The organism is Pseudomonas sp. NPDC096950 (assembly GCF_044762525.1).
Lineage (GTDB): Bacteria > Pseudomonadota > Gammaproteobacteria > Pseudomonadales > Pseudomonadaceae > Aquipseudomonas.
This window is the reverse complement of sequence record NZ_JBIWEL010000022.1, coordinates 1-24,828: the sequence shown is the minus strand read 5'-3', so window position 1 is coordinate 24,828 and position 24,828 is coordinate 1. Positions and strand designations below refer to the sequence as shown.

Sequence of the window (24,828 nt, the reverse complement as noted above, 5' to 3'; positions counted from 1 at the left end):
CCGAAATATAGCCATATCCACCGGCTACCTAGACTTACGTCCAATGGGCACCCTGCGCACAGGGGCCGACCATGGCTGAACAATCCGACAACAACAATTCAAAAAAGACTGCGGTAATAGTGATGAGTAAAGCGGACGCCTTCACCCAGGCAGGGAAAACCGCGGTATTGCAGAACATCCAGGGCACCTTGCAATTCCTCCAGCGTTTCCCGCCCTTCAATCAAATGGAACATGCGCACCTGGCCTACCTGGTGGAGCAATGTCAGCTGCGCTTTTATGCGCCCGGCGACAGCATCATCAAACCCGCCGACGGCCCGGTTGAGCACTTCTACATCGTCAAACAAGGTCGAGTCGTCGGCGAACGCCCGCACACGGCCAAGGGCGGCACCGAAACCACCTTCGAAATCACCACCGGTGAGTGTTTCCCCCTAGCGGCGCTGCTGGGAGAGCGGGCAACCCGCACCGAACACCTGGCCGCCGAAGACACCTTCTGCCTGCAACTGAACAAACTGGCCTTCATCAAGCTGTTCGCCCTCTCCAATACCTTTCGCGACTTCGCCCTGCGCGGGGTCAGCAGCCTGCTGGATCAGGTCAACCAGCAGGTCCAGCAAAAAGCCGTGGAAACCCTCGGCACGCAATATTCCCTGAACACCCGGCTGGGCGAACTGGCCATGCGGCATCCAGTGACATGCACCCCGACCACGCCCCTGCGCGAAGCCGTGACCCTGATGCACGAGCAACAGGTCGGCAGCATCGTGATCGTCGACGAACAGAAAGCGCCGCTGGGCATTTTCACCCTGCGCGACCTGCGCCATGTCGTGGCTCAAGGCATCAATGACTTCAACGAAGCCATCGAGGGCCACATGACCCAGGCGCCGTTTTTCCTAACCCCGGATCACAGCGCTTTCGACGCGGCGATTGCCATGACCGAACGGCACATCGCCCACGTCTGCCTGGTCAAGGACCATCGCCTGTGCGGCGTGGTGTCCGAGCGCGATCTGTTTTCCCTGCAACGGGTCGATCTGGTGCACCTGGCGCGGACCATCCGCAGCGCCCAGAAAGTCGAAAACCTGGTGGCGCTGCGCGGTGAAATCGGCCAACTGGTGGAGCGCATGCTGGCCCACGGCGCGTCCTCGACCCAGATCACCCACATCATCACGCTGCTCAACGACCACACCGTGTGCCGGGTGATCGAACTGACCCTCGCCGAGAAAGGCGACCCCGGCGTGCCGTTCAGTTGGCTGTGCTTCGGCAGCGAAGGCCGCCGTGAGCAGACCCTGCACACCGATCAGGACAACGGCATTCTGTTCGAAGCCCGGGACGCGGCCCACGCCGCCGAGGTTCGCGGCAAGCTGTTGCCCATCGCCCAGCAAATCAACCACAGCCTGGCGCTGTGCGGCTTCACCCTGTGCAAGGGCAATATCATGGCCGGCAACCCCGAGCTGTGTTTGTCTAGGGCTGAATGGGCGCGGCGGTTCGCGGCGTTTATTCGTGAGGCGACGCCGGAGAACCTGTTGGGATCGAGTATTTATTTCGACTTGCGGGTGGTCTGGGGCGACGAGCAGGGCTGCGAGCAATTGCGTCGAGGGATTCTCGATCAGGTAGCGGACAACCGTTTGTTCCAGCGAATGATGGCCGAGAATGCGTTGCGCAACCGTCCGCCCGTAGGACGATTCCGTGAGTTTGTGCTGGCGCGCAAGAATGGCGAGAAAGCCACGCTGGATCTGAAAGTCCAAGGGCTGACGCCGTTTGTGGATGGCGCCCGATTGCTCGCCCTGGCGAATGGCATCGAAGCCAACAACACCCAGGAACGCTTTCGGCAATTGGTGGATAAAGAGGTCATCGACCCACTGGACGGCGCGGCGTACGAAGAGGCGTATCACTTCATCCAACAAACCCGCATGCAGCAACATCAGCTACAGACCCGGGAGAATTTGCCCTACTCCAACCGCGTCGATCCCGACAGCCTCAATCATCTGGACCGGCGCATCCTGCGTGAATCCCTGCGCCAGGCCCAACGCCTGCAAAGCAGCCTGACCCTGCGGTATCAGTTATGAGCCTGTTTTCATGGTTGCGCCCGGCGACCCCGCTGTTACCCGAGGCCCTGCAACAGCGGCTGCAGCGCTTGCCGGCCGGTGCCGGACTGAGCGAATGCAGCCTGCGCGAGCAGCGTTGGGTAGTGCTGGACCTGGAAACCACCGGGCTGAACCTGAACAAGGATCGGGTGTTGTCCATCGGCGCCGTGGTGATCGAGGACGGCGCAATCGATTTCAGCCAGCAATTCGAACGCACCCTGCAATGCGTCGATCTGAAACTGGCGCCGAGCATGTTGATCCATGGCCTGGGGCCCAGCGCGATCGCCGCCGGCAGCGACCCGGCCGAGGCGTTGCTGGAGTTCATGGAGTTCCTCGGCGACAGCCCGGTGCTGGCGTTTCATGCGCCGTTCGATCAGCACATGCTCGGGCGCGCGCTGAAAGATCATCTGGGCTACAAGTTGCAGCATCCATTCCTGGATGTGGCGGACATCGCGCCGCTGCTCTGCCCGCAGGCGAACATTCGCGAGGCCGGGCTGGATGAGTGGATTGAGTGGTTCAAGCTTGAGGTGTTCGAGCGACATAACGCCAGCGCCGATGCATTGGCCACGGCGGAGCTGGCATTGATTCTGTTCAGCCGGGCGCGGCAGCAACAGATTCATAGCCCGTTGAATTTGCAGCAGCGAATCAGCCAGTGGAAACGGCGGCAGCGGGCGCCTTCGTTTTAAATCTTGCATGAATTTTGTGGCAGGAAGCTTTTGTGGCGAGGGAGCTTGCTCCCGCTGGGGCGCGAAGCGGCCCCCTGCATTTCCCAGACAAACCCCGCTCTGCGGATTGACGACTGCTACGCAGCCGAGCGGGAGCAAGCTCCCTCGCCACAGAATGTTGTTCGACTTCATACCGCATTGCTCGACAACCACCCGACCAGCGTTAATTGCTTACCTCCCCCACCTCTGACACAATCGCGAACAATTCTCGTTAGTTAACACTTCCCAATCGGTGATGCTACGTGTCGTCAGTCCAAGGCCCTCACAGCGAGCTCGTCGGTGCGTTATATCGCGACCATCGCGGTTGGCTATTGGCTTGGCTGCGCCGCAACGTGGCATGCCCGCAACGGGCCGAAGACCTGAGCCAGGACACTTTTGTCCGCCTGCTCGGCCGTGACGAACTGCGGGAACCGCGCGAACCCCGCGCATTCCTGGTGGCGATCGCCAAGGGCCTGCTGTTCGATTACTTCCGCCGCGCCGCGCTGGAACAGGCCTACCTCACCGAACTGATGCTGATTCCCGAAGGCGAACAACCGTCGGTGGAAGAGCAGCAGATGATCCTCGAAGACCTTAAGGCTATCGACCGTCTGCTCGGCAAACTCTCGACCAAGGCCCGCGCAGCCTTCCTCTATAACCGCCTCGATGGCCTGAGCCACGGTGAAATCGCCGAGAAACTCGGGGTTTCGGTGCCACGGGTGCGTCAGTACCTGGCCCAGGGCATTCGCCAGTGCTACATCGCCTTGTACGGTGAGCCAGTATGAGTCCGGCCAGTTCCAAACCGGTGTCGGCACAGGTGCTGGATGCGGCGATTGCCTGGCAATTGTCCCTGGATTCCGGCAGCCCGATCGAGCGCGAAGAGTTCGCCAAATGGCACGCCGCCCACGAAGAACACGCCCGCGCCTGGCGCCAACTGGGCATGCTCGATCAGCGTTTCAGCGTGGCCAGCGGCCCGGCCCGCACGGCGTTGCTGCAATCGCGCGAAAGCATCCGTCGGCGAGTGCGCAAGCTCGGCAGTGGCTTGGCCAGTGTGGTCGCGGTGATCGGGCTGGCACTGTTCGCCGGTGATCGTTACCTGCCTATCGACTATTGGCTGGCCGATCAGCGCACTGCCACCGGTGAACAGCGCACCTTGCGCCTGGCCGACGGCACCGTGATCAACCTCAACACCCACAGCGCCGTGGATGTGCGCTTCGATGAGAAGCAGCGGCGGATCATCCTTCAGGACGGCGAGATCCTCGTCGAAACCGGTCACGGCGATGCCCGGCCGTTTATCGTCGAAACCCGCGAAGGCAGCATGCGCGCATTGGGGACGCGGTTCCTGGTCAAGCGCGAAGACGAAGGCACGCGGCTGAGCGTGTTGCAATCGGCGGTGGCGGCGCATCCGGAGTCGAGCCCCGAGGAACAGATCCTGCGCGAAGGCCAGCAAGTGCTGATGCGCAGCAATGGTCTGGGCCCGATCGTCGCGCTCAACCTCGGCGCCGACGCCTGGACTCGCGGCATGCTGGTCGTAGACAACGCGCGCCTGGAAGACCTGGTGCATGAACTCGGCCGCTACCGCCGTGGCTATCTGGGCGTGGCGCCGGAAGTCGCCGACCTGCGAATCACCGGCAGCTTCCCGTTGCACGACACCGACAAGGCGTTGAGCGCGCTGCTGCCGACCTTGCCGGTACAGATTGAACAGCACACGCCGTGGTGGGTGACGGTGGCGAAGGCTGACGGCAAGCCTTGAGGCCTGCGGCGTCTGGCAAGACGCCTTCGCGAGCAAGCCCGCTCCCACAGGGGTTTTGTGTTCGCCTCAGATCAACCGTGGGAGCGTGGCTTGCCCGCGAAGAGGCCAGCCGCCGCAGCGAAGATCACGAATCGATCGTTCCCACGCTCTGCGTGGGAATGCAGCCCGGGACGCTCCGCGTCCCCTGCCGAAGCGGACGCAGAGCGTCCATTGAGGCATTCCCACGCAGAGCGTGGGAACGATCCTGGTCGTGAATCGAAATTATTTTCATCCAGCCCTATCACTTTTGCATTCTCGTTCGGCACCTAGGCAATTGAGAAATATTTCCATTCAGGAGCCGCTGTATGTCCCGTTCGCTCGACACCTTGTTGCGCCCCAGTTTGCTGGCGGTCGCCATTGCCCTTTGTGCCCCTCTGGCCAGCAGCCAACTGATCGCCGCTGAACAGGCGTCCAGCGTTCGCGCCTACAACCTGCCGGCCGCGCCATTGGCCAGCACCCTGAACCAGATCGCCAGCCAGGCCGGTCTGGCGCTGTCGCTGAATCCATCCCTGGCGGCGGGCAAGACCTCGGCGCCGGTCAACGGCCAGTTCGACGCCACCGGCGCGCTGCGTGAAGCCTTGCGCGGCACCGGTTTGCAACTGGAACAAAGCAGCACCGGCACCTACAGCCTGGTGGCCGTGCCGGAAGGCGTGATGGCGTTGCCGGAAACGGCGGTCATTGGTGTGGAAAACGCTGAAAGCGCCTGGGGTCCGGTCGAAGGCTACTTGGCTACACGCACTGCTGCCGGCACCAAGACCGACACTGCGCTGGTCGAAGCACCGCGTTCGATTTCCGTCGCTACCCGCCAGCAAATGGAAGATCGCGGTGTGCAAAACCTGGATGACGCCGTGCGCTACATGCCCGGCATCACCGCCAGCAGTTACGGCAGTGACACGCGGGACGACTGGCTGCGAGTGCGCGGTTTCGAGCCGACCCAGTTCCTCGATGGCCTGCCCCTGCCCCGGGGCGTCTACTCCAACCCGAAACAGGAAACCTGGAACCTTGATCGCCTGGCCCTGCTGCGCGGCCCGGCCTCTTCGGTGTACGGCCAGACCCCGCCGGGCGGCCTGCTGGACATGGTCAGCCGCCGTCCCAGCGCCGAGTCGAGCAATGAAATCCAGCTGCAATACGGCAGCGACAACCATCGCCAGATCAGCTTTGCCAGCACCGGCAAGATTGATGAGGAAGGCCGGTTTCTCTACGGTCTGAGCGGCGTCCTGCGCGACAGCGGCACACAGGTCGATCACGTCGACAACAAGCGCTACAACATCGCACCCAGCCTGACCTGGAACATCGACCCGGACACCAAGCTCACGCTGCTGACGCAATTCACCCGCGACGATACCGGCATCACCAGCCAGTTCCTGCCGGTGCAAGGTACGAAGATCCGTTCGCCGCTCGGCGATATCTCCCATCACAAAAACCTGGGCGACCCGGACTGGGAATACTACGACCGCACCTACTACGCACTGGGCTACGCCTTTGAACATCGTTTCAACGATGTCTGGCAGTTCAAGCAGAACCTGCGCTACACCAAGTCGGACCTGTCGTTCCAGGCACTGACGCCAGGTGCGTACCCGTTCACCCAAGTTGACGCCCAGGGCAACGTGGGTCGCTCGAGCACCAGTGTCGACGAAGACATCAGCCAGTTCGCCGTGGACAACAACTTGCAGGGTGACTTCGCCACCGGCGACATTCGCCACACCCTGCTGATCGGTCTCGATCACCAGCGCAGCAACAACAACTACACCTCGATCTTCGGCGACGGTCTGACCACCAACGTCAATAACCCGATCTATGGCCAACCCATCGAACGCCCGTCACGTTCGACGGCGTTCTACGACTACGACCAGAAGACCTACCAGACCGGCGTATACGTCCAGGACCAGATGGCCCTCGACCAATGGCGCCTGACCCTCGGCGGGCGCGAGGACTGGGTCCACACCGGCACCACGTTCTTCAACAAGGGCGATGCGACCAACACCGAGCGGGACAAGAAATTCAGCGGCAACGCGGCGGTCAGCTATGTGTTCGACTCGGGCTTCGTGCCCTACCTGTCCTACGCCGAGTCGTTCCAGCCGACCAGCAAAGCCACGTCCTCGCCGACCGATTCGTTCAAACCAACGGAAGGCAAGCAGTGGGAACTGGGCATCAAGTACCAGCCACCGGGCAGCAATACTCTGCTGACCGCTGCGGTGTATGACCTGACCCAGAAAAACGTCTCCGTCACCACGACCAACTCGGACAACGTCTCGATCACCAGCCAGACCGGCGAAGTGAAGGTTAAAGGCCTGGAGCTGGAAGCGGTTTCCGACGTAACGGACAACCTGAAAGTCATCGCCGCCTACACCCTGGCCAAGTCCGAAGTGCAAAAAGGCAATTTCAAAGGCAATCGCCTGCAACTGATGCCAAACCAGCAAGCCTCGCTGTGGGCCGATTACACCTGGCACAACGGCGTGCTGGATGGTTTCGGCATCGGTGCGGGCGCGCGCTACACCGGCAACACTTATGGCGATCAGGGCAACACCTGGCTGGGCAAGGCTGACGCCTACACGGTGTTCGACGCGGCGGTGCATTACGACTTGGGTCGTCTGGATAACAGCCTGAAAGGCGCATCGCTGGCACTGAACGCCACCAACCTGTTCGACAAGGACTACATCTCCACTTGCGATAGTTTTTACTGCTACTACGGCGACCAACGCAGCGTCGTCGCCAGTGCGTCCTACAAGTGGTAAACGCCTGACCTGACACGCGCTATGACCAAGCCGTCCTTGTGGACGGCTTTGGTATTTCTGAAGGCCATGAAATGAAAAGTAAAACAATTCGCCGCTGGTCCTGCGTGCACACCTGGACCAGCCTGATCTGCACGGTGTTCCTGCTGATGCTGGCACTGACCGGCCTGCCGTTGATCTTCCACCACGAGATCGACCATCTGCTGGGCGATGCCGCCGAGTTGAAGGTCATGCCGGCCGAGACACCGCAGCTGAATTTGCAGCAGTTGGTGGCGGCCGCTGAAAAACATCGTCCCAGCGAAGTCATGCAGTATTTCGGCTACGACGATGAAGACCCCAACGGCGTGATCGCGATCATGGCGAAAACCGCTGGCACCGAGCCCAACTCGTCCCACACCTTCATGCTCGACGCCCGCACCGGCGAAGCGCTGGAAATGCCGTCGGCCAATGGCGGGTTGATGATGGTCATGTTGCGTTTGCACGTGGACATGTTCGCCGGACTGCCGGGCAAGTTGCTGCTGGCTTTCATGGGGATGATGTTCGTAGCGGCGATCGTTTCCGGGACGGTGCTGTACCTGCCGTTCATGCGGCGCTTGAAATTCGCCACCGTGCGCCAGGACAAATCCACCCGCCTGCGCTGGCTCGACCTGCACAACCTGATCGGCGTGGTAACCCTGACCTGGGCCCTGGTGGTTGGCGTGACCGGTGTGATCAGCGCCTGCGCCGACCTGCTGATCGCCGCATGGCGCAACGACAGCCTGAGCGCGATGGTCGCGCCTTACCGGGATGCGCCGCCGCTGACGCAACTGGCCCCCGCCACCCGTCTGCTCGACATCGCCAAGGAGGTCGCGCCGGGCATGCAGCCGGACTTCATCGCCTTCCCCGGCACGCGTTTCTCCAGCGAACACCATTACGCGGTGTTCATGAAAGGCAGCACCCACCTGACCTCGCACTTGCTGACCCCGGTGTTGATCGACGCCAGCACCCTGAAGGTCACCGCCGTGGCCGAGCGTCCGTGGTACATGGACGCGATGGGCATGTCGCAGCCGCTGCACTTCGGCGATTACGGCGGCATGCCGATGAAAATCCTCTGGGCGACCCTGGATGTGCTGACCATCATCGTGCTCGGCAGCGGGGTTTATCTGTGGGTCGTGCGGCGTAGAGCGGCGAAGCCGGTGCTCGCGAAAGTGGAGCATCCGGCATGAAACCCAGGCAGTCGAATTTCTGGAAAGTGTTTGCGACGCCGACGGTGATTGCCCTGCTCAGCGCTGCGGGGTTGTTCTCCGCATTGCTGGGGGATGGGGTTTGGGACGCGTTGAGCTGGCTGGGCCTGGGCATTCCCGCCGCCCTCGCCCTGCGTGGATTGTTGCAACGCCGCTAATCCCCCAGAAACCACACATCCCCCTGTGGGAGCGAGCCTGCTCGCGAAAGCGGCCTATCAGACAACATCATTGTCGACTGATATGGCCTCTTCGCGAGCAGGCTCGCTCCCACAAGTTTTGATCCAGGCATTTCTGATCTTGAGCTATCGAACCAACACGCTATGCTGCCCCGCACTGCCACCGATCGAGACGCTGCCATGTCCGCCCCGAGCATGACCCTGTTCTACAACCCCGCTTCGCCCTTCGTTCGCAAAGTCACGGTGCTGCTGCACGAGACCGGTCAGACCGACCGCGTGGCCCTGCAACTTAGCCAATTGACGCCGGTCAGTCCGGACCTGGCGCTCTGCGAAGACAACCCGCTGGGCAAGATCCCGGCCCTGCGCCTGGCCGATGGCAACGTGATCCATGACAGTCGGGTGATCCTCGATTACCTCGATCACCAGCATGTCGGCAATCCGCTGATCCCGCGCGACGGCTCGGCCCGTTGGCGCCGCCTGACCCTGGCCTCCCTGCCCGACGGGATCATGGACGCCGCGGTGATGATTCGCTACGAACAAGCCCTGCGCGCCCCGGAGAAACACTGGGACCAGTGGCTCGACGGCCAGCGCGAGAAGATCCACCGCGCCCTGGCTTTGCTCGAAGCGGATGCGATTGCCGAACTGACCAGCCATTTCGACGTGGCGGCGATCAGCGTGGCGTGTGCCTTGGGTTACCTCGACTTGCGCCATCCAGACCTGGAATGGCGCGCGGCGAATCCGAAACTGGCCGAGTGGTTTTTTGAGGTGAGTCAGCGGGCCTCGATGCTGGCGACGATGCCTAAGGCTTAGAGCTTCGCTGACTGTTCGGGCCTCTTCGCGAGCAAGCCCGCTCCCACATTGGTTTTGTGTTGTTCATACAATCCCCTGTGGGAGCGGGCTTGCTCGCGAATGCACCACACCGGATCTACTGGAAACAACCCAACAATCAGCGTCGCCAACACCTCCCCTTCCCGCTGATCCTCACGCAACCCCAACGACCGGCTCATTCCACCGCTCCCATATCAAACACCAACGGCTTGGCCGCCTTCGCCCCGATCCCGTACCAGTCCAGTTTGCGGGTCAGCACCATGAACACACCCAGCAGCCCGAACAGCAACAGCGAGCCCATCAACAGCGCGTAATCCTCGGCACTCAGCAAGCCATAAAGCAACCCGTACAACCCCGCCAACCCCGCCGAAAAACTCAAGCCGTGGCGCACGCTGCGCAGCACGTGGCAGACATAGAAACCGATCAGCGCCACACAACCGCTCGCCGACAACAGATACGCCAAGGCAAAGCCAATGTGCTCGGACAGCGACAGCAACAACAGGTAGAAGAACGCCAGGGCCACGCCGACCAGCGCGTATTGCACCGGGTGCACTGCCAGGCTTTTCAGGACTTCGAAGAGGAAGAAACCGGCGAAGGTCAGGACGATGAACAGCAGCGCATATTTGATCGCTCGATCGCTTTTCAGGTACTGGTCCACCGGGTCGATGAAGCTCACGCCGAAGCTGTGGCCGTTGAACGCTTCACAGCCACCACCGGACACACAACTGCTCAGCGCCTCTTGCAGGTTGGTGGAGAAAAACGAGGTCTGCCAATTGGCGGTGAAACCCTGATCGGTGACTTCACGCTGGGCCGGCAGGTAGTTGCCGATAAAGCTTGGGTGTGGCCAGTTGGCGGCGAGCGATACCTTGCTGGTCTTGCCCACCGGCAGCACTTGCAACTGACCGGTGCCTTGCAAACGCAGGTCGAAACCGAAGGCCAGTTCCGTGGCTTTTTTCGCATCCAGCGCCGGCAGCATGACGTGCACGCCCTCGCCCAAGAATCCGACCTGGCTGCCAGGAACGAAGTCCAGGCGCTGGCCGTCGAGTTCCAGTTTCAGGGCGTTTTCGATGCCACGAATGTCGCTGATGCCCACCGACAGGAATGGCTGGTCGAACTGGTAGTCGGCGAAGTCTTCCTTGATGCCCAGTTGTTCAGGGATCGAGAAGTGGCCACTGATGCGGTTGTCGGCGTGGAACAGCCGCGCTTCATAAATGCCCCGGGAACGCAGTTCGGTCTGGACGTTGCCATCCAGTTCAAAACGCTCCGGCAGGAAGTACAAACGGCCCCGCTCTTCGCCGACTTCCTGGTAACGCTCGTTGGTTTTTTCGTTGAGCTTCCAACTGCGCACCACTTTGCGATACGGCACCACCATCAACGGCCCGCTCAATTGCTGGCTGTAGCTGGAACTGCGGGCGATATCTTCCAGCACACCGTCACGCAGTTGCTGACGGTCCTCGATCACGCCGTTGATCATCAGCAGCGGGATCAGCAATAACAGAATCAGCAGGGCAATTGCCCCGAGTTTGATGGTCAGATTGCGGTTCATGTGGGTCTCTCCCTGTTCGAATGAGGGAGAGTCTGGGAGTGGTGTGTGAGGGTTTTGTGGGGGGAATGTGGAGACTTTGTGGAGAGTGTTTCGGCAGGTAGATCCCCCCCTCACCCTAACCCTCCCGAAACGTCGGACCGCCCCAAAGGGGCGAGGGGACCGACCGATGTGCTCTTGGAGCTACATCGACCTGAAAGTCCGAGTCGAACTCTGGCCTTTAGAGCGATGGAGATCGGCTCCCTTTCACCCTCTCCCCTCTGGGGAGAGGGGTGGTTTTAGGCTGGCAACCGCAAACTCACCTGCACACCGCCCTCAACATTACCGATGTCCATCGCACCCCCATGCAACTTAACCACTTCTTCCACGAAGTTAAGCCCCAACCCGGTGCTTTTACGCCCACTGTCCGGGCGTGGCAGCGAGTAGAACCGCTCACTCAACCTCGGTAATGCATAGTCAGGAATCGCCTCAGCCTGGTTGAACAGCCTGAACTCAATCCCCTCCTCAACCCGCTCGGCGCTAAATCGCAAAACACCCTGTACCGGCGTGAAATCCAAAGCGTTTTCCAGCAGATTACCCAACGCCTGACGCAACAAAAACGGCTCACCGACCAGCACCAGATCCGCAGCAACCGTCTGCTCAACACACAACTGTTTGCCTTCGATTCGCGCCGCCTGAGCGTCCAGCAACTCACCCACCAACGCCGCCAGCGGCACTTCAACCCGCTCTTCCAGACCCTGGCGCTGTTCGACCTGCGCCAAATTCAGCAACCGTTCGATCAACTGCTGCATCCGCGCACTTTCGCTGTCGATGTTGCTGACGAAACGCTGCTGTTGAGCCAGCGGCATCTCGCCTTGCAGCAGTTCCGCCGCACCGCGAATTGCTGCCAGCGGGCTTTTCAGTTCATGGGTCAGGGTGTGCACGTAGCGCTCGACGTAGGCCTTGCCTTCCAGTTGCGTGCGCATCTGTTCCACCGCTGTCGCCAGTTGCTCCAGTTCACCACCACGATAATGCGGCACCTCGACCCTGCGGCCTTCGCTGACTGCTTGGGCATAAGCGGTCAATCGCCGTAGCGCCGCGCTCAGCCACCATGACAGCAATGCGCCGAACACCAGGCCGAGGCCGATCAACCCGGCGCCGTAAGCGAACAAGCGGCGTTCCGTGCGATCGACGTAGGGCTGCAAGGAGCTGTTGGGTTTGGCCACGGTGACCACGCCGATAATCTGGCCGTTGTCGCGAATCGGCGCGCCGACGTGCATCACCGAGGAGCTCGCATCGTTGGGATCGCTGCGGCTCGAGCGCGCGCCGTATTCGCCGCGCAGGGTCAGGTAGACGTCGTTCCAGCGCGAATAATCCTGGCCCACCGCCACGCCGCTGGAGTCCAGCACCACGATGCCTTTGGCGTCTGTGACGTAGATGCGGTGGCTGACCTGATTCTTCGGCAAGCCCCAGATGCTCGCCTTCGGTTGCCGCCCGCCGTAAGCCTTGAGCAGTTGCGGCCAGTGATTCTGGTTGAGGGTGCCGGCCTTGAAGTCGTCGCGCAGAATTTCTGCCATCAGGTTGGCGGTGTCCACCAGGGTTTCTTCGGTGGACTGACGCACGCCGGGGCGGATTTCCTGCATCACGGTGTTGAGCACGAAGTAACCGGTCAGGCCGATGAACAGCACGTAGACCAGGAAGATCCGGATACCCAGCGCCATCAGCTATGCCCCGGACTGTAGCTGTAGCCGAGGCCGCGATGGGTCTGGATCGGTTCGGCGTCGGGCCTTACCAACCGCAGTTTGGCGCGCACGCTCTTGATGTGGCTGTCGATGCTGCGTTCATAACCGGCATCGGCGGCCACGCCCAGGGCATCAAGCAATTGCTCGCGGCTGAAGACGCGTTCGGGTTGCTCGAGCAGGCATTGCAGCAGGCGGAATTCGTGGCGGGTCAGGCTCAGGATTTGGCCGCGATAGGTGATCTGTACCCGTTCGCTGTCGATGCGAAACAGCGCCGCTGTCACCTCGGGTGCCACGCGCGGCGCCATGCGCTTGAGGATCGCCCGGACCCGCGCCGCCACTTCCCGTGGGCTGAACGGCTTGACCACGTAGTCGTCGGCGCCGATTTCCAGGCCTACAACGCGGTCGATTTCGCCGTCCCGTGCGCTGAGGAACATCACCGGCACCTCGCTGAAACGGCGCAATTGCTTGCAGGTTTCGAAGCCGCTGATGTCCGGCAGGCCGATGTCGAGAATGATCAGGTCGGCCGGGGTCTGGCGCTGATGCTCAAGCGCCGCCGCGCCGAGGCTCACCCAAGTCGTGGTGAAGCCTTCGCCCTGCAAGGCAAAAATCAACGTGTCGGCAATGGCCGCTTCGTCTTCGACTATCAGGATATGAGGCATGGTGTCCGAGCACGGCAGTTAAGTTGCGCAACGGTGGCCCAAGCCTCTCATCCCGTCAATCAGCAGTCGGGTTTGTCGGCGGTAAAGCGGCGTGCCGGGTTCACTGCGGCGCCGAATTCGCGCAAGGCTTTGGCGCCGATCAGCAGCGGATAGTTGAAGCTGCTGCGGTCGGTCAGGTTGACCTCGACCGTGCGCTTGACGTTGCCCAGGCACAGTTCCAGATCGACCACAGGACGCTTGGTGGGGGCGGCTTCGTCCTTTTCATCCTCGTCCTCTTCGGAACGGGTCTTGATCTTGCTGATCCGCGCGATCTTGTGTTCGTAGACCTTGTTGCTCGCGTCCTTGGTGCCGAGGCGGAAACGCACCCACTCGTCGCCGTCACGGGTGAACATTTCGATGTCCTTGGCCGACAGCGACGCGGTCAGGGCGCCGGTGTCCATTTTGGCCTTGAGGACTTCACCGCCGATTTCCGGCAGCGCAATGTATTCGTAGCGCCCGTACAGGGTCGGCTCGGCGGCCATGACCGGCAGGGCCACGAGGGTCAGCAGTGCAAGGAGGGATTTCACGTAATGGGCTTCCTTGAGGAATGAGGGCGTCGAACGCGAGATTTTAGACCTTTGTTTAGGTGATCGTTCCCACGCTCTGCGTGGGAATGCATCCCGGGACGCTCCGCGTCCCAAAACGGACGCAGAGCGTCCATGGCGGCATTCCCACGCAGAGCGTAGGAACGATCGGTAGCAGGAGGTTAACGGTTCAAAGGTGAAACATTCGTCACCCCCGATTTGGCCTGCCGCCCGAAGCTGCTTATCATGGCGCGCCCAAACGCTTTCAAGAGTCACTTATGCGCCGCCTGCTCACCGGCTGTTTCGTTACCCTGCTGCTGTTGCTCAACACCCTGGTCCTGTTCGGGCCGCTGATGGTGTTTGCCCTGCTTAAACTGGTCCTGCCCGGACGCTTTCGCGACTACGCCTCGTGGTCGGTGATGTGGATCGCCGAGACCTGGGCCGAAATCGACAAGCTGATTTTCCGCCTGTGCATCCCCACCCAGTGGGATATTCGTGGTGGTGATGACCTGCGCGGGGATACGTCGTACCTGGTGATCAGCAACCACCAATCCTGGGTCGATATCCCGGCGCTGATCCAGACCCTGAACCGGCGCACGCCGTTCTTCAAATTCTTCCTCAAGAAAGAACTGATCTGGGTGCCGTTCCTCGGCCTCGCGTGGTGGGCGCTGGATTACCCGTTCATGAAGCGCTACACCAAGGCGTTCCTGGCGAAGCATCCTGAATTGGCCGGGCATGATCTGGAGATCACCAAAGCGGCGTGCGAGTTATATAAGCGCCAGCCCGTGACCGTGGTGAATTATCTGGAAGGCACCCGGTACACCGCAGCGAAAAGTACCCAGCAGCAATCGCCGTTCACCCACCTGCTCAAACCCAAGGCTGGCGGCGTAGCGTTTGTTTTGGCGGCGATGGGCGAACAGCTGGATGCCATTCTCGATGTGACCGTGGTGTATCCGCAGCAGAAGATTCCAGGGTTCTGGGATTTGATCAGCGGCAACGTGCCGAAGGTCATCATCGATATCCAGACCCGCGAACTGGACCCGGCGTTGTGGCAGGGGGATTACGAAAACGATCCGGTGTTTCGCGAAACGGTCCAGAACTGGGTCAACCAGCTCTGGATCGAGAAGGACCGGCGCATCGACGCATTGCGCGCCGAGCGCCGCTGAATCAGCTACCGGAACCGGCGCCCCAGATTCCGCCCAGGCTTTCCAGCAGTGGACCACCAACGCCCTGGCCACCGAGGTACTGGAGAATCACCGGGGCGAATTGACCGACCATCCCGCTGTCCATGCCCAACGCGCTGAACGCACTGTTCAGGTCGTTGGTGTTTTTCACATTGCCCAAGGCATTTTCCAGGCCTGCCGACTTACCGGACGAACCGAGCAACCCGCTCAAAGCCCCCAGTTGACCGCCGCCCGAGAGCTTATCCAGTCCCGGCACGCTTTTGGCCAGTTGCGAGTAATCGGTGGAACTCAGTTGATTCTTGGCCAAGCCCAGCATCGCCGCGGTGCCACCGACGGCTTGCTCGGGTTTTACATTCAACTGCGAAGTCAGCGCGCCGAGCAGACCGGCGGTTTCCTGCGTCGGGGCGGCGGCAGTGGCGGCGTTACCGCCCTGCATGCTCGAAGCTGCTTTCGTCACATCGTCCAGGCTGAACCCGGCGAAGACCGGGCTGGCCGCCAGGGTCATAAGCGAAGCCAGTACAAAACCGCGTGAAATCTTCATCGAGACAACCTCTTTAGGCATAAACCACCCACCCATGGGCGGCGAAAAACTGTGCGTTCGACTGGCATCCCCGAGGATTGTTCCCAACCTTCCCCTGTGGGAGCGGGCTTGCTCGCGAATGCGGGCTGACATTCAACCCATGCGTTGACTGACACGACGCCTTCGCGAGCAAGCCCGCTCCCACAGGGATCATGCCCGCCAATAAAAGATTTTCCTGCCGCTGCATCCAGTCTAGACCCCGCCGCGTATATCAAGCACGGACAGACACTCCTGGCCGATTCTCCCCCACAAGGATCACCACCATGAAACGCACTTCGATCAAAACCCCGTTGATTGCCAGCCTGCTGACCCTGGCCCTTGGCGTCGGATTCGCCCTCAACACCGTACAAGCAGCAGACATGAGCCACGACACCGTCATGGTCGGCGGGCAAAGCATGATGCCCAGCAAGGACATCGTGGATAACGCGGTGAACTCCGCCGACCACACCACACTGGTGGCCGCAGTGAAAGCCGCTGGCCTGGTCGACACCCTCAAAGGCAAAGGCCCGTTCACCGTGTTCGCCCCGGTCAATTCCGCGTTCACTGCCCTGCCCGCCGGCACCGTGGATACGCTGCTCAAACCCGAAAACAAAGCCACCCTGACCAAGCTTCTCACCTACCACGTCGTCGCCGGCAAACTCGACATGATGACCCTGGCCGCGAAGATCAAGGCCGGTGGTGGCAAGGCCGAGCTCACCACCGTCGCTGGCGGCAAGTTGTGGGTGATGATGAACGGCCCGCACAACATCACGCTCAAGGATGAAAAAGGTGATGTCGCCGACATCAACACCTACGACGTGTATCAGTCCAACGGGGTGATTCAGGTCATCGACAAAGTGTTGATGCCCAAAGGTTGAACCGTGCTCGCCGGCCCTGCGCATCGGGGCTGGCGATTTCCCGAGGTGTACGTCCGTGAATGGAACAACTGCGCGCCGTGGACTAACCTCTTCGCAGTCCACCGTCGCTCCCTCGATTGCCTGGAGAACCATTATTGCCACCGCCGACACCGATCAGCTCCGGCAGCTCCTGGCCCAGTGTTCACTGGGGGACCGCCGCGCGTTCGAGACGCTTTACCGCAGCGTCGGCCCGCGTTTGCATGGGGTCGCCCTGCGTTTCATGGGCCGCCATGACCTGGCTGAAGAGGTGTTGCAGGAAAGCTTCGTGCGTATCTGGAACAACGCCTCGCGCTATGAATCGCACCTGTCGGCGCCGCTGACCTGGATGATCAACATCACCCGCAACCAGGCCATCGACCAGTTGCGCAAACACCGTGATCGGCCGCTGACCGATGTGGAAGAACTGGCGCTGGTGGACGAAAGCCCCTCGGCCCATGAGTTACTCAACAGCACCCGCGAGGCCAACGCCTTGAACCGCTGCCTGGAAAGCCTGGAAGGCATGCAGCGCCAATCGATCACCGTCGCCTACTTTCAAGGGCTGTCCTGCTCTGAACTGGCCGAACACCTGGCCGCGCCGCTGGGTTCGGTCAAATCCTGGATTCGCCGTGGCATGGAGCGCCTGCGCAGGTGCCTTGAATCATGAACTACCAGACCCCGACCCTGCGCCGCGCCCTCGCCGCCGATTACGCCATCGGCTTGATGCCCGCTGCGGCTCGCCGACGTTTTGAACAGTTGCTGCTGGAAGACGCGGCGTTACGCGCAGAACTGGCGCACTGGCAGGACAGCCTCGCCAGTTTGACCGAGTCGCTGCCCGAGCAACCGGTGCCGGAGCGTGTGTGGCAAGGCATCACCGCGCGAATAAATCCGCAAGAACTGCATGTGCCGCAGAAACGTTCATTCTGGAACTGGATGCGCGTAACGGCGGCGGTGTGTTCGCTGGTGGTGGTCGTGTTCCTGAGCATGCTCTACAACCGCGACGACGCACGCTACAGCGGCACACTCCTCAGCGCCGACGCACAGCCTGCGTTGAAAGTTGAAGCGCATGAGAATTACCTGAACATCGAGCCGCTGACGTTGGCAGCCGTCACACCGGAGCAAAGCCTGGAGCTGTGGGCGATCCCAGCGGATGGCAAACCGATTTCCCTCGGTGTGATACCGCGTGGCGGCAAGGGCAAGGTTGAGCTGAACGACGCGCAGAAGACGTTAATCGGCAAGCCGATTGCGTTGGCGGTGAGTCTTGAGCCGAAAGGTGGCTCGCCGACCGGACAGCCGACGGGGCCGGTGTTGTATCAAGGGGCGTTGGCGGCGCTTTGAAGCTGATCGTTCCCACGCTCTGCGTGGGAATGCGTCCAGTGACGCTCCGCGTTACGCTTTGGGACGCGGAGCGTCCCGGGCTGCATTCCCACGCAGAGCGTGGGAACGATCACCAAAAAAACGGCGACCCGAAGGTCGCCGTTTTGCATTGCGTGAAGCCTTACGCCGCGCTGAACAACTTGTGCGGGTCGATCACAAACTTCTTCGGTACGCCGGCATCGAACTCGCCGTAACCACGTGGCGCGTCATCCAGGCTGATGACTTCCACGCCGACGATGTCGGCAATGTGGATGCGGTCCCACATGATCGCCTGCATCAGCTGGCGGTTGTACTTCATCACTGGGGTCTGGCCGGTGTGGAAGCTGTGGGATTTGGCCCAGCCCAGACCGAAGCGAATGCTCAGGCTGCCCATTTTCGCGGCGGCGTCCACTGCACCCGGATCTTCCGTCACGTACAGGCCCGGAATACCGATTTTGCCCGCCACGCGAACCACGCCCATCAGGGAGTTGAGCACGGTGGCCGGCGCTTCGTGTTTCACGCCGTCATGGCCGTGGCCGCGCGCTTCGAAGCCTACGGCGTCGACGGCGCAATCCACTTCAGGTTCGCCCAGCAGCGCGGCGATTTGCTCGTGCAGTGGGGTGTCGAGGGACAGGTCAGCGATTTCGAAACCCTGAGCCTTGGCGTGCGCCAGGCGAATAGGGTTTACGTCACCGATGATCACCACCGCCGCGCCCAGCAGGCGAGCGGAAGCGGCAGCCGCCAGGCCCACCGGACCCGCGCCCGCGATGTACACGGTGCTGCCCGGGCCAACGCCGGCCGTCACGGCGCCGTGGTAACCGGTTGGCAGGATGTCGGAGAGGCAGGTCAGGTCGCGAATTTTTTCCATCGCGCGATCGCGGTCCGGCAGTTTCAGCAGGTTGAAGTCCGCGTACGGCACCAGCGCGTATTCAGCCTGGCCGCCGGTCCAGTCGCCCATGTCGACATAACCGTAGGCACCGCCAGGACGGGCCGGGTTAACACTGAGGCAGACGCCGGTGTGCATTTCCTTGCAGGAACGGCAGCGCCCGCAAGCCACGTTGAACGGAACAGAGACCAGGTCGCCGATTTGCAGGTTCTCGACGTCGCTGCCCTTCTCGATCACTTCACCGGTGATTTCATGGCCCAGGACCAGGCCGGTTTGCGCCGTGGTACGACCGCGCACCATGTGCTGATCGGAACCACAGATGTTGGTGGAGACTACGCGCAGGATGACAGCGTGATTAATCTTCCTTCCACGCGGGTCCTGCATTTTCGGATAGTCGATTTTCTGTACTTCGACCTTGCCAGCGCCGAGATACACCACACCACGATTGCCAGACATGCTTTCACCTCGCTGTTGTTTTTATGTAGCGGTCGCGTCGCCATGGAGCGGCGGCGCGTTGATTGCTCTGGGTTGTGCCTGTGTCTTTGTCTTGTGTTGTTTGTCAGGGCCTCTTCGCGAGCAAGCCCGCTCCCACATTGAATCTTTGGTGTGACCGAGATTTGTGGGCAGACACAAATCCCATGTGGGAGCGGGCTTGCTCGCGAAAGCTATCTAAAGAACAACGGTTCTGTTGGCGTTGAGGAAAACCCTTCGCTCAATGTGATACCCCACCGCCCGCGCCAACGTCAGCCCTTCAATATCCCGCCCCTTGGCGATCAAATCCTCCGGGTAGTGACTGTGGTCCACCACCTCCACGCCCTGGGCGATGATCGGGCCTTCGTCCAGGTCGTTGTTGATGTAGTGCGCCGTAGCGCCGACCAGTTTCACGCCCTTGTTGTAGGCCTGGTGATACGGCTTGGCGCCCTTGAAACCGGGCAACAGGGAGTGATGGATATTGATCGCCTTGCCATCGAGTTTGCGGCACAGCTCCGGCGACAGGACTTGCATGTAACGGGCGAGAATCACCAGTTCGGCGCCGGACTCTTCGATCACCTGCAACACCTGACGCTCCTGGGACGGTTTGTCGTTCGGGTCCAGGGGGAAGTGGTAGTACGGAATCTGGTGCCAGTCCGCCAACGGCTTGAGGTCCGGGTGGTTGGAGACCACAGCGGCGACGTCCATCGACAACTGGCCGATGCGCTGGCGGTAGAGCAAATCGTTGAGGCAGTGATCGGCCTTGGAGACCATGATCACCACTTTTGGCCGGTAGTTCGGCGCGGTGAGTTCGAAGATCATTCCGAAATGCGCACCACGCTCTTCGAGCCCGGCGCGGAAGGCCTGCTCGTCGAAGCCGTCAGGCTGGCGGAATTCCACGCGAATGAAGAAACGACCCGAGAGCCGGTCATCGAAGGAATGGTGCTCGGTGACGTAGCAGCCCTGCTCGAACAAAAAGCGGGTCACCGCATCCACGGTGCCGAGGACGCTTGGGCAGTCGGCGGTCAGAATCCATGTGTCTGGGGCGCGGCTCATAGTCGTGTTTCTCCTCTGATCGTTCCCACGCTCTGCGTGGGAATGCCGCCATGGACGCTCTGCGTCCGCTTTGGGACGCGGAGCGTCCCGGGATGCATTCCCACGCAGAGCGTGGGAACGATCATTACGCCTGGACGCTAAGGCCGTATTCAGCCGCCGCATCCTGCAACCACAACCACCAGTAATCCGAGAAGCTGCGGCGGATCAGCAGTTCCCAGGTGTCTTCAGCGGTGTGGCGGATCACCAGTTGCGACTTGGCGAACACCGTGCCGACAGCCTTGCCCACCGGGAAGCTGTTCGGATGCACGTCGTAGCTGGTGGATTTCATCAGCACCTGGCGCACATTCGGGCCGCTCAGTTCGAGAATCTGCTGGCCGCCGCTGACATTGACGATCTGGATGTGCAGGTCGCCCAGCGCTTCACGAAGTTTCTGCTCGGCGGCGAACTCTTCACCGGTCGGCACGATCAGCAGCCATTCATCCGGCCCCATCCATTGCAGGCTGGTTTCGCCTTTGACGATGACGGTCAACGCGCCCGGTAATTCGATGCCGAGGGCCTTGTGCACGCCAGCGCTGAACGCGGCATCGTGGCCGTCGCCACGAATGGTCAGGTGGCCGAGGAGTTTTTTCTCACGCACGATCACGCCGGCGTTTTTGCGGCCCTTGCCCACCAGGCTGGCGAGGTCGGCATGATGCAGCGACGACTCGGCCTTGGCCCCGGTGGTTGGGCGTTGTTGGTACACATTGGCTGCGGTCATAAAGCACCTTTATCAATTCTGTTGGTTCTAGCCTTGTGGTGGCTGAACTACCGCCTTCGCGAGCAAGCCCGCTCCCACATTCGACCGCGTTCCCCTGTGGGAGCGGGCTTGCTCGCGAAAGCGCCAGCCAGCTCACCACAGGACCGAGATCATCAGATGTTCTGGCGATCACCCTTAGGATCGAAGAACACCGAAGAAACAATCTCCGCCTCGATCACGCTGCCATCGGCCAGCGGTGCGAACACGCGCTCACCGAGGCGCTTCAAGCCGCCCTTGACCACACCCATGGCAAACGAATAGCCGAGGGAGTTGTGCGCATAGCTGGAAGTCACGTGGCCGACCATGGTCATCGGAATGGTTTGCTTGGTGTTGAACACCAGTTGCGCCCCTTCCGGCAGCCATTTGGTCGGATCGATCGGCTTCAGGCCCACCAGTTGTTTGCGTTGATCACGCACGCAGTCTTCGCGGTTCATGCCACGCTGGCCAATCCACGAGAACGGTTTGGTGCGACCGACACACCAGCCCATGTTCAAGTCGTCCGGGGTCATCGAGCCGTCGGTGTCCTGGCCGACGATGATGAAGCCCTTCTCGGCCCGCAGGACGTGCATGGTTTCGGTGCCATATGGCGTCAGGTTGTATTGCTTGCCGGCCGCGACGATTTTCTCGAGCACGCCCATCGCATAGTCGGCCTGCACGTTGACTTCGTACGACAGTTCACCGGTAAACGAAATCCGGAACACCCGCGCCGGCACACCGCCGACCAGGCCTTCTTTCCAGGTCATGAACGGGAAGGCTTCGTTGGTCAGGTCGATGTCGGTGACTTCGCTGAGCAGCTTGCGGCTGTTCGGCCCGGACAGGGTCATGGTTGCCCAGTGATCCGTCACGGAGGTGAAGTACACCTTCAGGTCTGGCCATTCAGTCTGTTGGTAGATTTCCAGCCATTGCAGAACGCGTGCAGCGCCGCCGGTGGTGGTGGTCATCACGAAATGGTTGTCGGCGAGACAAGCGGTTACGCCGTCGTCGAAGACCATGCCGTCTTCTTTGCACATCAGGCCATAACGCGCCTTGCCCACGTCGAGCTTGGTCCAGGCGTTGGTGTAGATGCGGTTCAAGAACTCCCGGGCATCCGGGCCTTGAATGTCGATCTTGCCGAGGGTCGAAGCATCCAGCAGGCCGACGCTGTCGCGCACGGCTTTGCATTCGCGTTTGACGGCGGTGTGCAGGTCTTCACCGTTTTTCGGGAAGTACCACGGACGTTTCCACTGACCGACGTCTTCGAATTCCGCCCCGTTTTTCACGTGCCAGTGATGCAGCGCGGTGAAACGTACCGGTTCGAAGATGTGCCCACAGTGACGACCGGCCACGGCGCCGAAGGTCACCGGCGTGTAGTTCGGGCGGAACATGGTGGTGCCCATCTGCGGGATGGTCACGTTCAGCGAACGGGCGGCAATCGCCAGACCGTTGACGTTGCCGAGCTTGCCCTGATCGGTGCCGAAGCCCAGCGCGGTGTAGCGTTTGACGTGCTCGACCGACTCGAAGCCTTCGCGGGTCGCCAATTCGATGGCGGCGGCAGTGACGTCGTTTTGCAGGTCGACGAATTGCTTCGGCGCCCGTGCGGTGTTCTTTTCGTGCGGCACCTGGAACAGCGCCAGGGTCGGCTCTTCGAGACGGCTCAAGGCTTTCGGCAAGGTGCCTTCGACCACGCTGAAACCGGCTTCGCTGGCTGCGCGAGCGCCGCCTTCAAAACCATCGGCCAGCGAATCGCCGAGGCCATAGACGCCGTTGATGCCACCGACGCACACGCGTTTCTGCGGCGCTTCGCCCGGTACGAAACCGAGGATGTCTTCACGCCAGGTCGGTTTGCCGCCCAGGTGCGAAGCCAAGTGAACCACCGGGCTGTAACCGCCGGACGTCGCAACGAGGTCGCAATCCAGCCATTCGCCAGGACTGGTGACGGCGTGGGCTTTCACATCAATCGCGGCAATGCGCGCAGCGGTGACGTGTTTGCTGCCACGGGCTTCGATCACGGCGCTGCCGGTCAGGATGCGGATGCCTTTGGCGCGAGCTTCTTCCACCAGCGCACCGCGCGGGTTGCTGCGGGCGTCGGCAATCGCGACGACTTGCAGGCTGGCATCGAGCCAATCCAAAGCCACGCGGTAGGCGTGGTCGTTGTTGGTCGACAGCACCAGTTTCTTGCCCGGTGCCACGCCGTAACGGCGAACGTAGGTGGAAACAGCGCCAGCCAGCATGTTGCCCGGCACGTCGTTGTTGCCGTAAACCAGTGGACGCTCGCAAGCGCCGGTCGCCAGCACCACACGCTTGGCGCGAACCCGGTGGATGCGTTGACGCACCTGGCCAATCGGCGCGCGGTCGCCGAGGTGATCGGTCAGGCGCTCGTGAATGGTCAGGAAGTTATGGTCGTGGTAGCCGTTGACTGTGGCGCGCGGCAACAGCAGCACGTCCGGGGTGTCTTTCAGTTCGGCGATGACGCTGGCGACCCATTCGGTCGCCGGTTTGCCGTCGAGGCTTTCGCGGGAATCGAGCAGGCTGCCGCCGAACTCTTCCTGCTCATCGGCGAGAATGACGCGAGCACCGCTGCGCGCAGCGGCCAATGCAGCGGCCAGGCCAGCAGGGCCGGCGCCGACGATCAGCACGTCGCAGTGCTGGTTCATGTAGTCGTAGGTGTCCGGATCGTTCTCGGTCGGCGAGCGGCCAAGACCGGCGGCCTTACGGATGTACTTCTCGTAAGTCATCCAGAACGATTGCGGGTACATGAAGGTTTTGTAGTAGAAGCCCGGCGGCATCAGCTTGCCGCCGACCTTGCCGAGAATCCCCATCATGTCGTTGTTCACGCTCGGCCAGCCGTTGGTGCTGGTGGCGACCAGACCTTGGTACAACGCTTGTTGCGTGGCGCGTACGTTCGGAATCTGCGTGGCTTCGGTGGCGCCAATCTGCAGCACCGCGTTCGGCTCTTCGGCACCGGCGGCGAAGATGCCGCGCGGACGGGAATACTTGAAGCTGCGACCGATAATGTCGACACCGTTGGCCAGCAGTGCAGCGGCCAGCGAGTCGCCTTCAAAGCCTTTGTAGACCTGGCCGTTGAAGGTGAAGCTCAGCACTTTGTTGCGGTCGATCCGTCCGCCGTTGGACAGGCGATTGATCTGGCTCATACCTTCTCTCCCAGAGCCGTCGTAGCCGCTTTCGAGCTATCGGTCTTGTCGGTGAATTGTGGCTTGGTGCCGATCTTGTAGGTTTCGAGAATCTCGTAGGTCACGGTGTCGCGGGTCGCGTTGAAGTACTGACGGCAACCGGCGGCGTGAATCCACAACTCGTGGTGCAGACCGCGAGGGTTATCGCGGAAGAACATGTAGTCGCCCCACTCCTCGTCGGTGCAAGAAGTCGGATCCAGTGGACGCGGAATGTGCGCCTGGCCGGATGCGTGGAATTCCTCTTCGGAGCGCAGTTCGCCGCAGTGAGGACAGAAGATATGCAACATGGGGATTTCTCCTGTTAGTGGGCAACCGCAGCAGCGCCGTGTTCGTCGATCAACTGCGGTTGGGGCACCGGTGGCTTCAAGGCAACACCTGGCTCGGGCAACGTATTTGCCGCGAGCCTGGCCAAGGGTGAAATGCACCCATTGGCCGCACGTGGCT

At 61.3% G+C, this 24,828-nt stretch carries 22 protein-coding genes and 1 pseudogene; 13 read left to right on the top strand and 10 right to left on the bottom strand.

The features are described from left to right. Positions 1-122: 122 nt before the first annotated feature. The 8 genes from ACIQY3_RS26425 to ACIQY3_RS26390 all read left to right on the top strand — a co-directional run bounded on the left by ACIQY3_RS26425 (position 123) and on the right by ACIQY3_RS26390 (position 9,509). A complete protein-coding gene (locus tag ACIQY3_RS26425) occupies positions 123-2,057 on the top strand; it encodes a putative nucleotidyltransferase substrate binding domain-containing protein (RefSeq protein ID WP_403025733.1) in 1,935 nt (644 codons plus the stop codon). Next, on the top strand, positions 2,054-2,761 hold the full coding sequence (locus ACIQY3_RS26420) for a PolC-type DNA polymerase III (RefSeq protein ID WP_403025731.1): 708 nt from the start codon (positions 2,054-2,056) through the stop codon (positions 2,759-2,761). The genes ACIQY3_RS26425 and ACIQY3_RS26420 overlap by 4 nt, the downstream gene beginning before the upstream one ends. Positions 2,762-3,042: 281 nt before the next feature. Beyond that, on the top strand, positions 3,043-3,561 hold the full coding sequence (locus ACIQY3_RS26415) for an RNA polymerase sigma factor (protein ID WP_403025728.1): 519 nt from the start codon (positions 3,043-3,045) through the stop codon (positions 3,559-3,561). Continuing rightward, the gene (locus ACIQY3_RS26410; RefSeq protein WP_403025725.1) at positions 3,558-4,529 is read left to right on the top strand and encodes a FecR domain-containing protein; all 972 of its coding nucleotides are present in this window, start codon (positions 3,558-3,560) and stop codon (positions 4,527-4,529) included. The genes ACIQY3_RS26415 and ACIQY3_RS26410 overlap by 4 nt, the downstream gene beginning before the upstream one ends. 344 nt (positions 4,530-4,873) lie before the next feature. Further along, a complete protein-coding gene (locus ACIQY3_RS26405) occupies positions 4,874-7,303 on the top strand; it encodes a TonB-dependent siderophore receptor (protein WP_403025722.1) in 2,430 nt (809 codons plus the stop codon). A 71-nt stretch (positions 7,304-7,374) separates the two neighbouring features. Beyond that, complete coding sequence (locus tag ACIQY3_RS26400) at positions 7,375-8,505, top strand: PepSY-associated TM helix domain-containing protein (protein WP_403025719.1); 1,131 nt, start codon at positions 7,375-7,377, stop codon at positions 8,503-8,505. Beyond that, positions 8,502-8,681 carry a hypothetical protein gene (locus ACIQY3_RS26395; protein WP_213940253.1) on the top strand — a complete coding sequence of 60 codons (180 nt, stop codon included), beginning with the start codon at positions 8,502-8,504 and terminating at the stop codon, positions 8,679-8,681. Before ACIQY3_RS26400 ends, ACIQY3_RS26395 begins: the two co-directional genes overlap by 4 nt. A gap of 198 nt (positions 8,682-8,879) precedes the next feature. Continuing rightward, positions 8,880-9,509: a glutathione S-transferase gene (locus tag ACIQY3_RS26390; RefSeq protein WP_403025716.1), complete on the top strand. Its 630-nt coding sequence runs from the start codon at positions 8,880-8,882 to the stop codon at positions 9,507-9,509. A gap of 193 nt (positions 9,510-9,702) precedes the next feature. Here ACIQY3_RS26390 and creD read toward each other — a convergent pair whose 3' ends face one another. The 4 genes from creD to ACIQY3_RS26370 all read right to left on the bottom strand — a co-directional run bounded on the left by creD (position 9,703) and on the right by ACIQY3_RS26370 (position 14,016). Beyond that, on the bottom strand, positions 9,703-11,073 hold the full coding sequence (gene creD, locus ACIQY3_RS26385; protein WP_403025713.1) for a cell envelope integrity protein CreD: 1,371 nt from the start codon (positions 11,071-11,073) through the stop codon (positions 9,703-9,705). A gap of 275 nt (positions 11,074-11,348) precedes the next feature. Then, positions 11,349-12,770, bottom strand: coding sequence for a two-component system sensor histidine kinase CreC (creC, locus tag ACIQY3_RS26380; RefSeq protein WP_403025710.1), 1,422 nt, complete (start codon positions 12,768-12,770; stop codon positions 11,349-11,351). Continuing rightward, the gene (creB, locus tag ACIQY3_RS26375) at positions 12,770-13,450 is read right to left on the bottom strand and encodes a two-component system response regulator CreB (protein WP_403025706.1); all 681 of its coding nucleotides are present in this window, start codon (positions 13,448-13,450) and stop codon (positions 12,770-12,772) included. The genes creC and creB overlap by 1 nt, the downstream gene beginning before the upstream one ends. A 59-nt stretch (positions 13,451-13,509) precedes the next feature. After that, on the bottom strand, positions 13,510-14,016 hold the full coding sequence (locus ACIQY3_RS26370; protein WP_185058290.1) for an ATP-dependent zinc protease: 507 nt from the start codon (positions 14,014-14,016) through the stop codon (positions 13,510-13,512). Between the two features lie 275 nt (positions 14,017-14,291). Between ACIQY3_RS26370 and ACIQY3_RS26365 the strand changes: the two genes are divergently transcribed. After that, entirely contained in the window at positions 14,292-15,179 is an 888-nt protein-coding gene (locus ACIQY3_RS26365) for an acyltransferase (RefSeq protein WP_403025701.1), read from the top strand. 1 nt (position 15,180) lies between these two features. Here ACIQY3_RS26365 and ACIQY3_RS26360 read toward each other — a convergent pair whose 3' ends face one another. Further along, on the bottom strand, positions 15,181-15,738 hold the full coding sequence (locus ACIQY3_RS26360; protein WP_403025698.1) for a DUF2780 domain-containing protein: 558 nt from the start codon (positions 15,736-15,738) through the stop codon (positions 15,181-15,183). Positions 15,739-16,040: 302 nt separating this feature from the next. On the opposite strand from ACIQY3_RS26360, the gene ACIQY3_RS26355 reads away from it, so the two are divergent. Genes ACIQY3_RS26355 through ACIQY3_RS26345 form a run of 3 tightly spaced genes read left to right on the top strand, consistent with a single transcriptional unit; the run spans position 16,041 to position 17,987 of the window. Further along, positions 16,041-16,634, top strand: a complete 594-nt coding sequence (locus ACIQY3_RS26355) for a fasciclin domain-containing protein (RefSeq protein ID WP_403025695.1) — start codon at positions 16,041-16,043, stop codon at positions 16,632-16,634. A 55-nt stretch (positions 16,635-16,689) separates the two neighbouring features. Continuing rightward, positions 16,690-17,316, top strand: coding sequence for a sigma-70 family RNA polymerase sigma factor (locus ACIQY3_RS26350; RefSeq protein ID WP_403025692.1), 627 nt, complete (start codon positions 16,690-16,692; stop codon positions 17,314-17,316). Then, complete coding sequence (locus ACIQY3_RS26345) at positions 17,313-17,987, top strand: anti-sigma factor domain-containing protein (RefSeq protein ID WP_403025689.1); 675 nt, start codon at positions 17,313-17,315, stop codon at positions 17,985-17,987. Before ACIQY3_RS26350 ends, ACIQY3_RS26345 begins: the two co-directional genes overlap by 4 nt. A 160-nt stretch (positions 17,988-18,147) precedes the next feature. Here ACIQY3_RS26345 and fdhA read toward each other — a convergent pair whose 3' ends face one another. From fdhA to ACIQY3_RS26320, 5 genes are all read right to left on the bottom strand, one after another. After that, a complete protein-coding gene (gene fdhA / locus ACIQY3_RS26340; RefSeq protein WP_054044201.1) occupies positions 18,148-19,347 on the bottom strand; it encodes a formaldehyde dehydrogenase, glutathione-independent in 1,200 nt (399 codons plus the stop codon). 213 nt (positions 19,348-19,560) lie between these two features. Further along, positions 19,561-20,418 carry a formyltetrahydrofolate deformylase gene (purU, locus tag ACIQY3_RS26335; protein ID WP_054044202.1) on the bottom strand — a complete coding sequence of 286 codons (858 nt, stop codon included), beginning with the start codon at positions 20,416-20,418 and terminating at the stop codon, positions 19,561-19,563. A gap of 124 nt (positions 20,419-20,542) precedes the next feature. Further along, positions 20,543-21,175, bottom strand: a complete 633-nt coding sequence (locus ACIQY3_RS26330; protein WP_403025682.1) for a sarcosine oxidase subunit gamma — start codon at positions 21,173-21,175, stop codon at positions 20,543-20,545. Positions 21,176-21,327: 152 nt separating this feature from the next. Further along, positions 21,328-24,345 (bottom strand): sarcosine oxidase subunit alpha, encoded by a 3,018-nt coding sequence (locus tag ACIQY3_RS26325; RefSeq protein WP_403025679.1) that lies wholly within the window; start codon positions 24,343-24,345, stop codon positions 21,328-21,330. After that, a complete protein-coding gene (locus tag ACIQY3_RS26320; protein ID WP_054044205.1) occupies positions 24,342-24,671 on the bottom strand; it encodes a sarcosine oxidase subunit delta in 330 nt (109 codons plus the stop codon). Before ACIQY3_RS26320 ends, ACIQY3_RS26325 begins: the two co-directional genes overlap by 4 nt. 51 nt (positions 24,672-24,722) lie before the next feature. Here ACIQY3_RS26320 and ACIQY3_RS26315 point away from each other — a divergent pair. Further along, a pseudogene (locus ACIQY3_RS26315) lies at positions 24,723-24,828 on the top strand (hypothetical protein); the annotation flags it as partial.

Bases quoted from the DNA above. Each gene is read 5' to 3' on its own strand.
- ACIQY3_RS26320 (WP_054044205.1), bottom strand. From the start codon at position 24,671: ATGTTGCATATCTTCTGTCCTCACTGCGGCGAACTGCGCTCCGAAGAG.
- ACIQY3_RS26325 (WP_403025679.1), bottom strand. From the start codon at position 24,345: ATGAGCCAGATCAATCGCCTGTCCAACGGCGGACGGATCGACCGCAAC.
- ACIQY3_RS26330 (WP_403025682.1), bottom strand. From the start codon at position 21,175: ATGACCGCAGCCAATGTGTACCAACAACGCCCAACCACCGGGGCCAAG.
- ACIQY3_RS26365 (WP_403025701.1), top strand. From the start codon at position 14,292: ATGCGCCGCCTGCTCACCGGCTGTTTCGTTACCCTGCTGCTGTTGCTC.
- creD (WP_403025713.1), bottom strand. From the start codon at position 11,073: ATGAACCGCAATCTGACCATCAAACTCGGGGCAATTGCCCTGCTGATT.
- ACIQY3_RS26390 (WP_403025716.1), top strand. From the start codon at position 8,880: ATGTCCGCCCCGAGCATGACCCTGTTCTACAACCCCGCTTCGCCCTTC.
- ACIQY3_RS26405 (WP_403025722.1), top strand. From the start codon at position 4,874: ATGTCCCGTTCGCTCGACACCTTGTTGCGCCCCAGTTTGCTGGCGGTC.
- purU (WP_054044202.1), bottom strand. From the start codon at position 20,418: ATGAGCCGCGCCCCAGACACATGGATTCTGACCGCCGACTGCCCAAGC.
- ACIQY3_RS26395 (WP_213940253.1), top strand. From the start codon at position 8,502: ATGAAACCCAGGCAGTCGAATTTCTGGAAAGTGTTTGCGACGCCGACG.
- ACIQY3_RS26400 (WP_403025719.1), top strand. From the start codon at position 7,375: ATGAAAAGTAAAACAATTCGCCGCTGGTCCTGCGTGCACACCTGGACC.
- ACIQY3_RS26420 (WP_403025731.1), top strand. From the start codon at position 2,054: ATGAGCCTGTTTTCATGGTTGCGCCCGGCGACCCCGCTGTTACCCGAG.
- ACIQY3_RS26360 (WP_403025698.1), bottom strand. From the start codon at position 15,738: ATGAAGATTTCACGCGGTTTTGTACTGGCTTCGCTTATGACCCTGGCG.
- ACIQY3_RS26425 (WP_403025733.1), top strand. From the start codon at position 123: ATGAGTAAAGCGGACGCCTTCACCCAGGCAGGGAAAACCGCGGTATTG.
- creC (WP_403025710.1), bottom strand. From the start codon at position 12,770: ATGGCGCTGGGTATCCGGATCTTCCTGGTCTACGTGCTGTTCATCGGC.
- ACIQY3_RS26355 (WP_403025695.1), top strand. From the start codon at position 16,041: ATGAAACGCACTTCGATCAAAACCCCGTTGATTGCCAGCCTGCTGACC.
- ACIQY3_RS26410 (WP_403025725.1), top strand. From the start codon at position 3,558: ATGAGTCCGGCCAGTTCCAAACCGGTGTCGGCACAGGTGCTGGATGCG.
- ACIQY3_RS26345 (WP_403025689.1), top strand. From the start codon at position 17,313: ATGAACTACCAGACCCCGACCCTGCGCCGCGCCCTCGCCGCCGATTAC.
- fdhA (WP_054044201.1), bottom strand. From the start codon at position 19,347: ATGTCTGGCAATCGTGGTGTGGTGTATCTCGGCGCTGGCAAGGTCGAA.
- creB (WP_403025706.1), bottom strand. From the start codon at position 13,450: ATGCCTCATATCCTGATAGTCGAAGACGAAGCGGCCATTGCCGACACG.